The sequence below is a fragment of the Mesorhizobium sp. XAP4 genome, from assembly GCF_029269325.1.
Classification (GTDB): Bacteria; Pseudomonadota; Alphaproteobacteria; order Rhizobiales; family Rhizobiaceae; genus Mesorhizobium; species Mesorhizobium ciceri.
In genome coordinates this window covers 417,551-430,327 of the sequence record NZ_JARIXW010000007.1, presented here as the reverse complement: position 1 = coordinate 430,327, position 12,777 = coordinate 417,551, and the positions used below count along the sequence as shown (strand labels likewise).

12 protein-coding genes are annotated in these 12,777 nt (G+C 63.6%); 5 read left to right on the top strand and 7 right to left on the bottom strand.

From position 1 onward, the window contains the following. Positions 1-15: 15 nt before the first annotated feature. From P3C39_RS28430 to cpaB, 3 genes are read right to left on the bottom strand one after another with little or no spacing between them, the layout of a single operon-like run. Positions 16-285: a hypothetical protein gene (locus P3C39_RS28430; protein WP_013531962.1), complete on the bottom strand. Its 270-nt coding sequence runs from the start codon at positions 283-285 to the stop codon at positions 16-18. Between the two features lie 4 nt (positions 286-289). Beyond that, positions 290-1,738: a type II and III secretion system protein family protein gene (locus P3C39_RS28425; protein WP_013531963.1), complete on the bottom strand. Its 1,449-nt coding sequence runs from the start codon at positions 1,736-1,738 to the stop codon at positions 290-292. A gap of 30 nt (positions 1,739-1,768) precedes the next feature. Continuing rightward, a complete protein-coding gene (cpaB, locus tag P3C39_RS28420) occupies positions 1,769-2,695 on the bottom strand; it encodes a Flp pilus assembly protein CpaB (RefSeq protein ID WP_245268555.1) in 927 nt (308 codons plus the stop codon). A gap of 237 nt (positions 2,696-2,932) precedes the next feature. On the opposite strand from cpaB, the gene parE reads away from it, so the two are divergent. Next, positions 2,933-4,990: a DNA topoisomerase IV subunit B gene (gene parE, locus P3C39_RS28415; protein ID WP_275954597.1), complete on the top strand. Its 2,058-nt coding sequence runs from the start codon at positions 2,933-2,935 to the stop codon at positions 4,988-4,990. Between the two features lie 45 nt (positions 4,991-5,035). After that, on the top strand, positions 5,036-7,102 hold the full coding sequence (locus P3C39_RS28410; RefSeq protein ID WP_275954598.1) for an FUSC family protein: 2,067 nt from the start codon (positions 5,036-5,038) through the stop codon (positions 7,100-7,102). Here the strand turns inward: P3C39_RS28410 and P3C39_RS28405 are convergent. Next, positions 7,099-8,223, bottom strand: a complete 1,125-nt coding sequence (locus tag P3C39_RS28405) for a DUF2336 domain-containing protein (protein WP_063167881.1) — start codon at positions 8,221-8,223, stop codon at positions 7,099-7,101. The two genes, P3C39_RS28410 and P3C39_RS28405, sit on opposite strands and share 4 nt — an antisense overlap. A gap of 151 nt (positions 8,224-8,374) precedes the next feature. On the opposite strand from P3C39_RS28405, the gene P3C39_RS28400 reads away from it, so the two are divergent. Further along, positions 8,375-8,827 carry a MaoC family dehydratase gene (locus P3C39_RS28400; RefSeq protein ID WP_027162575.1) on the top strand — a complete coding sequence of 151 codons (453 nt, stop codon included), beginning with the start codon at positions 8,375-8,377 and terminating at the stop codon, positions 8,825-8,827. 2 nt (positions 8,828-8,829) lie between these two features. Beyond that, the gene (locus P3C39_RS28395) at positions 8,830-9,711 is read left to right on the top strand and encodes a CoA ester lyase (RefSeq protein ID WP_275954759.1); all 882 of its coding nucleotides are present in this window, start codon (positions 8,830-8,832) and stop codon (positions 9,709-9,711) included. 7 nt (positions 9,712-9,718) lie between these two features. Here the strand turns inward: P3C39_RS28395 and P3C39_RS28390 are convergent, their stop codons facing one another. Continuing rightward, positions 9,719-10,393: an isoprenylcysteine carboxylmethyltransferase family protein gene (locus P3C39_RS28390; RefSeq protein WP_224672892.1), complete on the bottom strand. Its 675-nt coding sequence runs from the start codon at positions 10,391-10,393 to the stop codon at positions 9,719-9,721. Between the two features lie 396 nt (positions 10,394-10,789). Here P3C39_RS28390 and P3C39_RS28385 point away from each other — a divergent pair, with 396 nt between their 5' ends. Beyond that, positions 10,790-11,506 (top strand): TetR/AcrR family transcriptional regulator, encoded by a 717-nt coding sequence (locus tag P3C39_RS28385; RefSeq protein WP_024505353.1) that lies wholly within the window; start codon positions 10,790-10,792, stop codon positions 11,504-11,506. Positions 11,507-11,523: 17 nt separating this feature from the next. Here P3C39_RS28385 and P3C39_RS28380 read toward each other — a convergent pair whose 3' ends face one another. Together P3C39_RS28380 and P3C39_RS28375 are read right to left on the bottom strand one after the other, a co-directional pair. Then, positions 11,524-12,132, bottom strand: a complete 609-nt coding sequence (locus tag P3C39_RS28380) for a flavin reductase family protein (RefSeq protein WP_024505354.1) — start codon at positions 12,130-12,132, stop codon at positions 11,524-11,526. Continuing rightward, positions 12,133-12,717 carry a nitroreductase gene (locus P3C39_RS28375; RefSeq protein WP_024505355.1) on the bottom strand — a complete coding sequence of 195 codons (585 nt, stop codon included), beginning with the start codon at positions 12,715-12,717 and terminating at the stop codon, positions 12,133-12,135. Between the last annotated feature and the right edge of the window lie 60 nt (positions 12,718-12,777).

The window sequence follows — 12,777 nt, the reverse complement described above, 5'->3', positions numbered from 1 at the left end:
CAGTTGCCCGTTGAATCAGTTGCCTGTGGTCGACTGCGACGCCTTGGCACCGGCCGCCTGATCGGGTGTGACAGCCGCGGCACTGCCTCGTTGGGCCGGCACCAGGAGCCTGGTGTTCTGGACCCCGTATTTCCAGGGATCGACCATCTGCATGACGGTGTTGGCGGCCTGCGCGTTGCCGGCGCCGGCCGTTGGCCCTTCGCTGCGCACATAGTCGTCGCTGGTGCAGCCAGCGGCAAAGCCGGCCAGCAGCAAGGCGACGCTCGATCCAAAGACCAGACGCATGGCTTCAATCCTTCGGCAGGTCGAGGAAATGCCCAGCCGAAGCGGCCGCTGCAGGTTGAGTGACGCGGCCGTCTGCCAGCGCCACGGTGCGACCGGCATCGGAATCCTTCACTTCCTCGGTGTTGTTGAGAAAATAGTCGGCATTGCTGGCCGGCTGCGTGCCATCTGTCGGCTCGACGAGCTTCTTCGACGGATCGACCGGCTTGACCAGATAGGGCGTTACGATGATGACGAGGTCGGTCTCGCGCCGCTGATAGGATTTCGACGAGAACAGCGCCCCAAGCACCGGCATCTTGCCGAGGCCCGGAATGCGCGACGTGGTGATGTCGTTTTGCGACTGCAGCAGTCCAGCGATCATGAAGCTCTGGCCGTTCTTCAGGTCGACTGACGTCCTGGCACGCCGCACGATGAAGCCAGGAACCGAGATCGTCCCGATATTGTAGGAGGCCGACGCATCGATCGAGGAGACTTCCGGCGCGATGTCAAGGCTGACCAGCCCGTCTTTCAGAACCGTAGGCGTGAAATCCAGGCTGACGCCGTATTTTTTGTAGCTGACCGAGATCTTGCCGTTGTCCTCCGAGACCGGGATGGGGAACTCGCCGCCGGCGAGGAAGCTCGCCGTCTGACCGGACCGGGCGATCAGGTTCGGCTCGGCCAGTCGCCGCGCCAAGCCGCGCTCCTCCAGCGCCTTGATGGCAATATCGATCGATACGCCGTTCGATAGGAGACGACCGATGATCTCGCCAGTACCGGCCGTCGGCACTGTGCCCGGATCGATCGAGACGTCGCGGCCGCCAAGGCCATAGGCGAAATTGGCGGCGTATTTGGCACCCAGATCCTGGCCCGCCTGGCGGTTGATCTCGACAAAGCGGACGTTGAGCTGGACCTGCTGCGAAGATGAGATGTTGACCGAGTTGATCACCTCCTCGGCACCGGAAAAGCGCGTCGCGATCTTGTTTGCCTTTTCGGCGGCGACGGCATCGTCGGCCTCGCCCGACAGCACGACACGGCCATTGGCCGATCCGACCTTGATCCTGGCATCCGGCACGCTGGCGCGAATGGTGCTGGCCAGTTGGTCGGTGTCGAGCGTCACCTCGATGTCGACGGTGCCGACAAGCTGCTTTTTCTCATCGAACAGCGCAATCCCGGTGGTGCCGAGATTGTTGCCGAGCACATAGAAGGATTTGTCGGTCAGCGGATTGACGTTGGCGATCTCCGGATCGCCGATGACGATCTGGTAGAAGGCAGCACTGGTGATGATCGTCTTCGGCTTGCCCTTGGCAACCTTGATTGACGCATTCTTGGTCGACGACACGTAGACGACGTCGTTGTCAGCTCTCGCCGCCGAGGCGCCCAAGGCCAGCATCGCCGCAGCGGCCAGCGAAGACGCGACAGCCACGGCGCGCAAAACGCGCAACCGCGTCATGACCCGATATATGAACAGCCCGAACATTGTCCCGTCCCTCACCCAGTCCCCACTGGTTTATTTCTGGTCCCGCGAAGGAACCTGGTATTCCTCGGCCTTCGTGCCGCGCGTTACGATGACCGTCTTGAACTTCGGTTTCTCCGGCTCCTTGGTGACGGCGTCGAACACCGAGCCGGCGGCGGCCTGCACATTCGAGGCGACCGATCCGCCGAAAGAGGAGATGGTGGTGACGCCGCTCTTGCCGTCAGCGCCTTCGCTGGCGGACCGAAGCGACAGCGAGAGCGTGCCGACGGTGCGGGCCAGCGCTACTTTCTGCGCGCCGTCTGTCGTCACCTCGATTGTCACCGAATTGGAAATCTGCGGCGTCGTCTGGCGCTCGTCGGCGCCCTGCCCGACGCTCAGCACCTTGGCATCGGCGACAACGATCTCGGAGGTGATGGTGGAACCGGCAGCGCCTTGCGCATTCTTGGCCACTTCCTGAATTTCGCCGGCATCGCGCGTCAGCACCACGTCAACGCGGTCACCGGGCGTGACGAAGCCGCCGACTCCGGCGATCTCGTCGGTACGGATGGTCACCGCCCGCATTCCGGGCGTCATCATGTTGGAGAGCGTCGCGCGGCCATTTGGCCCGGACAGCTTGGTCAGCAGCACCGGTTCGTTGACCTCGATCGGCGACAGCACCACGCGGCTGCCGTCGGCGAGCAACGCATTGATGGTGGTGAAGGCGCCCTGCGGCACGGACTCTTGCGACCACGGGATTTCGCTGAGCTGCGCGCGGTCGAGCTCCATGCCGTAGCGCAACGGGGCATTCGCCACCACAATGGTCTTGAATTCGACCTTCGGCACGACAGGTGCCGGAATCGACGACGTCTTCTCTTCGGAATCGGCCTTGGCCTGGCTTTTGACCCAGAAATCCGCGGCAAAGATCGAGATCGCGCCGAAAACGGCGGCGATGCCGATCATCGATATGGCCTTGCCCCTCACGCCTAAACCCCTGATATCAGCAGTTTCTTATTTAGTTGGGCTCACGTTAGGCGGCATTGTTAAAGAATCAGGAATCCCGGGCGTTGGTATCGGATCTATTTCCGCCGGCTTGGTTATCGAATGGTTTTGGGGTAAGAGGGCCCAGATCCCCGAACGGAACAGGAACCTCGGTCGCTTGGCGCTGAAAAGCGTGGCAGTATCGCGAGGTGATTCGCAGCACCGGAACCTATGGCAGGCATGGACGACAGCAACGATCTCTTCGGCAATATGGACAAGCAGCCGCAGCCGGTGCGTACCACTGCGCGCCCGGCGGATCCACTGGTGGTGCAGGCCACCAAGCGTCCTGCCTCGACCAAGGACGGCAGCGAGGGCTATAGCGCCGCCGACATCGAGGTGCTGGAAGGGCTGGAACCGGTGCGCCGCCGGCCAGGCATGTATATCGGCGGCACCGACGACAAGGCGATGCACCATCTGTTCGCCGAGGTCATCGACAATTCGATGGACGAAGCGGTGGCCGGCCACGCCACCTTCATCGATGTCGAGCTTTCGGCCGACGGCTATCTTGCCGTGACGGACAATGGCCGCGGCATCCCGATCGATCCGCACCCGAAGTTCAAGAAGCCGGCGCTTGAAGTGATCATGACGACGCTGCATTCGGGCGGCAAGTTCGACTCCAAGGTTTACGAGACATCAGGCGGCCTGCATGGCGTCGGCGTGTCCGTGGTCAACGCGCTGTCGGACCATCTCGAGGTCGAGGTCGCGCGGGGACGGCAACTCTATCGGCAAAAATTCTCGCGCGGCGTTCCCGTGACCGGCCTGGAACAGTTGGGCGAGGTCCACAACCGGCGCGGCACAAAGATCCGCTTCCACCCCGACGAGCAGATTTTCGGCAAGGGCGCGGCGTTCGAACCGGCGCGGCTCTACCGTATGACGCGCTCGAAAGCCTATCTGTTCGGCGGCGTCGAAATCCGCTGGACCTGCGATCCGTCGCTGATCAAGGAAAAAGACCAGACGCCGGCCAAGGCGGAATTCCATTTTCCCGGCGGCCTGAAGGACTATCTCAAGGCATCGCTCGGCGACGACTTCCAGGTAACGCGCGAGATTTTCGCCGGCAAGAGCGAGAAACAGGGCGGCCACGGCTCGCTCGAATGGGCGGTGACCTGGTTCGGCGGCGACGGCTTCATCAATTCCTACTGCAACACCATCCCGACCGGCGAAGGCGGCACCCACGAGGCCGGCTTCCGCAACGTTCTGACGCGAGGCCTGCGCGCCTATGCCGACCTCGTCGGCAACAAGCGCGCCTCGATCGTCACCTCGGAAGACGTCATGATCTCGGCAGCGGGCATGCTGTCGGTGTTCATCCGCGAGCCGGAATTCGTCGGACAGACCAAGGACAGGCTGGCGACGATCGAGGCAATTCGAATTGTCGAGACCGCGATCCGCGATCCGTTCGACCATTGGCTGGCCGACAATCCGCAGGAAGCCTCGAAGCTGCTCGAATGGGTGATCGCACGCGCCGACGAGCGGGTGCGCCGGCGCCAGGAAAAGGAAGTGTCGCGCAAGAGCGCGGTGCGCAAGCTGCGGCTGCCGGGCAAGCTCGCCGACTGCACGCAGAATGCCGCGGCCGGTGCAGAACTGTTCATCGTCGAAGGCGACTCGGCCGGCGGCTCGGCCAAGCAGGCGCGCGACCGCGCCAGCCAGGCCGTGCTGCCATTGCGCGGCAAAATCCTCAACGTCGCCAGCGCCGGCAACGATAAGCTGGCGGCCAACCAACAGATTTCGGACCTGATCCAGGCGCTCGGCTGCGGTACGCGTTCGAAGTACCGCGATGAGGATTTGCGCTACGACCGCGTGATCATCATGACCGACGCCGATGTCGACGGCGCCCATATCGCCTCGCTGCTGATCACCTTCTTCTACCAGGAGATGCCGGCGCTGGTGCGTGGCGGCCATCTCTATCTCGCCGTGCCGCCGCTTTACTCGATCAGGCAAGGCGGCAAGGTCGCCTATGCCCGAGACGACGCCCACAAGGACGAGCTCCTGCGCACCGAATTCACCGGGCGCGGCAAGGTGGAACTGGGCCGCTTCAAGGGTCTGGGCGAGATGATGGCCGCCCAGCTCAAGGAAACCACCATGGATCCGAGGAAGCGAACGCTGCTCAGGATCGATGTAATCGACGCCGAGACGGCGACCAAGGACGCCGTCGATGCGTTGATGGGCACGAAGCCGGAGGCCCGCTTCCGCTTCATCCAGGAACGCGCCGAATTCGCCGAGACGGAAGTGCTGGATATCTAGCCGCCAGCCGGTCCATAACAAGGCTCCAGTTGCGGAGACGAGCATGTGACCAGGACGCGGCTGAAAGGCTATTTCGAGACGAGTTTAGCCGGGTTGACGCAGCCGACGCGCTCCGACTGGATCTTTGCCTTGCGCACCGTTTCAGCCGGCTTGATCGCGCTGCTGGCAGCCTATGCGCTGAAGCTCGACCATCCGCAATGGGCCATGATGACGGTGTTCATCGTCGCCCAGCCGGTTGCCGGCATGGTGCTGGCGAAGGGCTTCTACCGGCTGCTTGGCACGCTGGTCGGCGGCATCGCCGCGATCGGCATCACCACCGTTTTCGGCACCAACCCCTGGGTGCTGGTGACTGTGCTTGCCATCTGGATCGGCATCTGCACCTTCGTCTCGTCGCTGCTGCGCAATCCGGAAGCCTATGGCGCCGCCCTGGCCGGCTACACCGCAATGATCATCGGCCTGCCCGCTTTCGGACAGCCGCATCTCGTCGTCGACCTCGCTGTCGCGCGCTGTGCCGAGATCGTGCTCGGCATCGTCTGCGCCGGCCTGACCAGCCGGCTGATCCTGCCAAAACTGGCCAGCGACGCCATCGTCTCGCGCCTGAAACGCTGCATCCTCGATCTTGCCACCTATGCCGGCGGTGCGTTCTCCGGCGGCGACCCGGCAACGCTGTCCGCGCTGCACCGAAAGCTGGTCACGGATACCCAGACGCTCGGCGAGATGCGCGCCTATGCCAGGCTCGAGGCGCCGAGCTTCGCGCCGCGCGCCCATCCGGTCCGGCGCACCATCGGACAACTGCTCTCGGCGTTGTCGGCGGCACGTGCGTTGCATTCGCATGCCGCTCCGAAGAATGCGGCGCTCATTCCGGTGCGTTCGGAGTTGCAGGCCCTTGTCGGTGAAATGGCCGCGAAGCCCGGCGCGCTGGACGACACCACGCCTTGGGTGGCGCGGCTCGACACCATCTCGGCCAAGGCCCGGCAAATGCCCGATGCCTCGACCGACCAGGGCGACGACAGGGTCGGCACGATCACCCGCCTGACCATTGCCGCCGATTTCGCCGATGCGCTCAAGCAGGTGCTGCGCGGCCTTGATGCCCTGCGTGCGCCTGCCACGCGCCCGGCCAGGGGCAGCAGGCAGCCTGCGCTGGTGGTGCATCGCGATTACGCCGGCGCATCGCGCAACGCGGTGCGCGCTGCCCTTGCGACGCTGCTGGTCGCGGCCTTCTGGTTGACGACGAAATGGTCGGAAGCCGCCGGCACGGTCATTCTCGTCGCCGTCGTGTCGAGCCTGTTTGCTGCTCGCCCCGACCCTGTGCAGGTCGCCTGGGGTTTCTTCAAGGGAACGCTTCTGGCGCTGCCCTTTGCCTTTCTCGTCGGCCAGATCGCATTGCCTGCCCTGCCCGGCTTCGGCTGGTTCATGCTGTTTGTCGTGCCGATCCTGGTGCCGACGGCGCTGGCCATGGCCAATCCACGTTATGTCGGCGTGGCGACGGCTTTCGCCATCAACTTTCTCGCCTTCCTCAGTCCACACCAGGCGATGACCTACGATCCCGGACCCTTCTTCGCCGGTTCGGCGTCGATCCTGGTCGGCATCCTGCTGGCGATCGGTGTCTTCATCGTCGTGCTGCCGGCCGATCCTTGGCTCGCGGCCAACCGCATCGTGCGCGCCATGCGTGAGGATCTGGCGCGGCTTTGCCTGCATGAGCGGGTGCCGAGGCGGTCGGCCTTCGAGAGCCTCGCCTACGACCGCATCAACCAATTGATGCCGCTGGTGCAGAATGCCGGTCAGAAAGGCGATGCGGTTCTGGGCGGCGGCGTCGCCGCCGTCACCGTCGGCCTGGAGGTCCTTCGGCTGCGCGATGCGAGCCAAAGCCATGCCATCCCATCCGAGACCGCGCTTTCGATCGCCAACTTCCTGAGAGGGCTGGCGCGCGAACTGCTCTTCCGCGCCCCCGGCGATCCGCAGACATCAACCGTCACCGTCGCCCGGCAATATGCGGCGAGCATTGCGCAGCGAAACGGTACCGGGGAATTGCTGCAGATCGCGGCATCGCTGCGCATCATCGCCGCCGCGATGGAGGATTTTCCGGATTTTTTCGCCAGGGATAAAGGCTAGGCGGCCGCTATCGCCAGCGCGTGGCCGCGCGCGTTCTCGCGCAGCGCGTCGAGATGGATCGACTTGACCAAGGCGGCGAGATCACCCTCGGCGGATTGACCGCCCACTTCCTTGAGCATGAGCCAGCTTACCTCCTGCACACCGGCGACGCGCTTGCCGTTGGCGACCTCGCGCCAGATCTTCAGCGCACGCAGGATGATGGCGTGCGTGGCGCCGGCGAGCCCGGCGCTGCGGAACAATGCCTGCAAGGCCACGTCGTGCCCGCCGGCCAGCAGCGCCCTAACCCTTTGTTCGGACTGCTGGCTGAGCGCAACCAGTGCCGAGCCGAAGAAATCGACCTTGCCATGCGCGATGGTGCGGATGAGGAAGCTCGCGGTGAGGTCGCCACGCAGCCTGAGATGCTCAATCAGGGCCGCATGTTCTTCCGTGCGCGTGCCTTCGATCAGCGTCACCGAAGCCTTGACGCAGGCGTCGCGCATGACGCGGTCGGCTCGCGCCGCGCCCATCATCGCCATCACCAGTGGCGACGTTTTCAGCATTTCGCCAAGCTTGACGAGCAGCATATGCCGGCAGTCGGCCGGCAGCCTGACATCCGATATCAGCGCCTCGCGCACCAGCGGCAGGTGCCCATGCCGTTCGGCCATGCGGCGGAAGCTGAGCGAGGCGATGTCGGCGCCGCTGTTGGCGAGCAGCACGGCGCAGGCGTCCGCCTCGCCGATCTCGGCGATGGCCGCTGACAGCGCCATCGAGACGAGCGGCCGGTCTGCGATCAGTTTTTGCGTCGCCTTCGGACTCGAAGCCACGCGGTTGATCAGGTCGGCGTCGGTGAGCAGCGGCGAGCGCGCCAGCACCACGCCGGCGACTTCCGGCTGGTCGGAGGCCAGCACGCTGATGATCTGCATTGGCGCGTGTTGGCTCATCGACAGCGCCTCGGCCATCGCCAGCCGCACCTTTGACGAGGCATCGTCGAGCAACAGTGTCAGCGCCGCCTCTGCGGCGCAGCGGTCCTCGAAGGGCAATTCGGAATTGATGTAGGCTCGGGCCAGAGCGCTCGCCGCCGCGGCGCGCTCCGACACCTTGGCCGTGTAGATCCACTTCAGGAAATGCGAAACAACAACCATGCCCGCCTGCTTACGCCCCTTGCCGGAAGGTTCCGACCCCACTGACGACCGTAGGCAGAATTGGTTTACGAACCGTTCACCATGTTCATTAACTGGCTTGCGAGGCTGATTTGCAGCGCCTATCAACCGTCAAGCACCTGAGGAGAAAGAAATGGCCGGACTTTATCTCGAAGAGTTCGTCGTCGGCCATGTCTTCCAGCACACGCTGCGCAAGACCGTTACCGAAAGCGACAACATGCTGTTTTCGGTGATGACGCTGAACCCGCAGCCGCTGCACATCGACTTCGATTTCGCCGCCAAGAGCGAATGGGGCAAGCCGCTGGTCAATTCGCTGTTCACGCTCGGGCTGATGATCGGCATTTCGGTCAATGACATCACCGTCGGCACCACGGTGGCCAATCTCGGCATGAAGGAAACCGTGTTTCCGCATCCGGTCTTCCATGGCGATACCGTTCGCGTCGAAACGACAGTCATCTCGGTGCGCGAGTCCAGGTCGAAGCCCGATCGCGGCATCGTCGAATTCGAGCATCGCGCCTACAATCAGCATGGCGATCTCGTCGCCAAATGCACCAGGCAAGCGATGATGCTGAAGAAGGCGGCCTGATCATGCGCTCGCTGCTGTTCGTCCCCGGTGACTCCGAGAGGAAGCTGGAAAGGGGTTTTGGTGCCGGCGCCGACGTGGTCATCGTCGACCTCGAGGATTCCGTGGCGCCGCACAACAAGGCGCTGGCGCGCGTCGTAGCGGCGCGCTTCATCCTGGAACGCCGGGCACAAACGACTTCCGCCATCTATGTCAGGGTCAATGACCTCGCGACCGGGCTGACGGATGACGATCTGGCGGCGCTGGTTCCGGCGAAACCCGACGGCATCATGCTGCCCAAGTCGAACGGCGGCCGGGATGTGCAGCACCTGTCGGCAAAACTCAGGGTGCGCGAGGCCGAAAACGGCCTGGCCGACGGCGCGATCAAGATCCTGCCGATCATCACCGAAACGCCGGCAGGCGTGCTGGCGGCGGCAACCTATGCCGGGACCAGCGCGCGGCTTGCCGGGCTCACCTGGGGCGCGGAAGACCTGTCGGCGGCGCTCGGCGCGCGCAGCGCCCGCGACGAGCATGGCCGCTACACGGACGTGTTCCGTCACGCTCGCACCATGACCATACTCGCCGCCGGTGCGGCGGAGGTCGCGGCGATCGACACCGTCTTCCCGAATTTTCGCGACATGGCGGCCTTCGCCGCGGAGTGCGCCGAGGCCGAACGCGATGGCTTCACCGGCAAGATGGCGATCCACCCCGATCAGGTGCCGGTCATCAACGCAGCCTTCACGCCGTCGGCCGAGGCGGTGAGACAATCGGCGGCAATCGTTGCTGCGTTCGCGGCAGCGGGAAGCCCCGGCGTCGTCGCTATCGACGGCAAGATGTTCGACCGCCCGCACCTGCGGCTGGCCGAGCGGCTTCTGGCGCGGGCAAAGGCGGCAGGTGTTTCCGCCTGAGCGCCTGCTACCAAACCAATGGAATCAGGCGGTAACGGACCCGGGCCACATAGTCGTCATAGCCGCGCAGACCGGCGCGAAGCGTTTTCTCTTCGATGAAGGTGCGGATGGCCAAGAGAACGACGAGCACGAGCACCGACGCCAGCCCCCACCAGGAACCAAGCAGAAGTGCCGTGCCGGCGAAGAAGAGGATGGCGCCGGCATACATAGGATGGCGGACGTAGCTGTAAGGCCCGGTGGAGATCACACGTTGTCCGCGTTCGTCCTGGATCTTGACCACGGGCGCCGCAAAACTGTTCTCCAGCATCGTCAGATAGCAGATCCAGATTCCGAGCAGCAGGACCAGTGCGCCGACCACCTGCACCCAGACGGGAACCGCCGACCAGCCGAAACGAACGTCGAATCCCATGAATATCTGAGAACCAAAGATGGCGAGCAGAAGTATGGACAGCAGCACCTTGTCGGCCGCGTCCTGATTCTTCTGGATGGGAGAGCTCAGCCGCTCATTCATCAGACCGGGATCGCGCCTCGCCAGCGCCACGCCCAAGGTGAGACTGAGGCCCACCATCCCCACCAGATAGACCCAGGCCCCCGGCCAATGCAGCGTGCCGGCCGACAGGAAGAGCAAGGCGCCCATGACGACGAACCAGACGAATGTCTGAAGAACCAATTTCGCGATCATGATCGACCTGCCTTGATATCCGCTGATGATTGGTATTTTAGACCATTGGTCTACCATACAGACCACTGGTCTATAGTTCAAGCGAACCTTCGACCCGAGGCTCCGAACTCCAGCTTAACAAAAGGCTTGCAGCAGTCGGTTGTGTTGGCCGCTTTTGCCGGGCAGCCTCCGTGTTAGGAATTTTTTCTTGACTCGGTGATCTCAGCTATGGTACATTTTTGCCCATGGTGCTGATTTGCGCCAGTGGCCCGCCGCACAGGCGGGTTTTTCGTTTGATGCTCCGTCAGCCAACGCGCAGGCGGAGGCTCCGAAGGGACCCGTTAACCCGAAATTCGTTGCCCTGGCTGCCGACGTCGGGACTGGACGGGAGCAGCCATCACGTGCAGAAAGTTCGTCATGCCCCGTGTCATCAAGCATCCAGAACTCAGGCGAGAAGAACTTCTGGACCATGCCCAGGCCCTGTTCCTGACCCAGGGCTATGACAAAGCGAGCCTCAATGACGTGATTGCGTCCGCCGGCATCTCGAAGGGTGCTTTCTATCATTACTTCCCCTCCAAGGAGGCTCTCCTGGAGGCATTGGCCGATCGCTTTGCAAGACAGGCACTGGCTGGGGTCCAGGACATACTCCACGATCCCGGCCTCGACCCGCTTGGCCGCCTGAATGGCCTGCTCAGCCAGTCGCGGCGGGCCAAGATCGAAACCGCGCCGGAAGCTTGGGCTCTTTTCGAGACGATGTTCCGGCCTGAGAATCTGGTGCTTTTCCACCGTATCAATCTGGCCGCCAGCGCGTCGTTTTCACCGCTGCTGGTCAAGGTCATCAGGCAAGGAATCGAAGACGGCACTTTCAGGACCTTCGATCCGGAAGGTGTCGCCGACATCGTCATGCAATTCGGCATGGCCACGCGTGATGTCGTGGCCAAGGCCATTGCCGGCGGCAGCGACGCCGACATGGAGGCCGCGATCGAAGTCCTGGAGAAACGCGTCAGGCTCTACGAGATCGCCCTCGACCGCATACTGGGCCTGCCCGATGGAAGCATTCGGATCGGCGAGCCCGGCTATGTGCGCACCGTCATGACCGCCAGGCGGCGAACGAGTGCCGGCAAGGCGCGGTAGCTGGCCGAGCCTGATATCTAGTCCTTGTCCCAGCGCGGCCGGCGCATCGAAAACACCTCGTCGACGCTGGCATAGTCCATATAGCCGAGACGAGCGACATTGCCGGCCTTGGTGATGTCGAACAGGCCGTCCGTCAGGAAGGCGTCGTCGATATGCACGCCGACCACTTCACCGGCGACGATGACGGCACTTGTCGGCGACCCGTCCAGGGCCTTTGGCCGAAAAACTTCAGTCACCCGGCATTCGAGCGCGGCCGGCGCTGCCGCCACGCGCGGCGGGGCGACCAGGCGCGACGGCGCCATGGCAAGATCGGCATAGACGAACTCATTGACGCCGCGCGGAGCATTGACCGACGTGCGGTTCATCTTCTCCGCGAGATCGCGGCTGACCAGATTGGCGACGAACTCGCCGGTTTCCTGGGCGAAGGAGGCGCTGTCCTTCTCGCCTTCGGAGGAGAACCAGACGATGAAAGGCCGCGTCGAAACGGCATTGAAGAAGGAATATGGCGCGAGGTTGATCTCACCAGCCCTGTTCAGTGTCGAAATCCAGCCGATCGGACGCGGCGCCACGATCGCCTTCGAAGGGTCGTGCGGCAGGCCGTGGCCCTTTGAAGGCTCGTAGAACATTCAGCCGACCCACGGCCCCGAATAGTCACTGTACAGCTTTGCCGGATCGGGCCGGGGCCGCTCCGGCGCCGGGCCGGCATAGGAGCCGATATGGATGAAGCCGATGACCCGCTCCTGCGGCGCCAGCCCCAGCAGTGCCCTGCCCTCCGGCACATCCGAATACCAGTTGCTGATCATGTTGGTGCCAAAGCCCAGCGCGTTGGCTGATATCATCAGGTTCATCGCCGCCATGCCGCCCGACAGGAACATTTCCCATTGCGGGATTTTTGGATTCTCCCTGGGGACAGATACGACGCCGATCACCAGCGGTGCGCGCGAGAACCGCGCCAGTTCCTGATTGCGGCGGCCCTCCGTCAATGGGCCCTCCCGCTGCTCGGCAAGTGCTGCCAGTTGCCTGCCGATCTCGACGCGGGCGTCGCCACGGTAGAGGATGAAGCGCCAGGGCTCCAACCGGCCATGATCGGGCACCCGGGAGGCAGCAGTGATCATTGTCGCGATCTCCGCATCGCTCGGCGCCGGCTCCTTCAGATCTGGAATCGGTGCGGAGTTTCGGGTCAGCAGGAAGTCGATGATCGGCGACGCCATGGGCGCAAGTCTCCTGGACATTCTGTTTTGAGCTGAAGCGCACCATCGGGGATTCGGGCG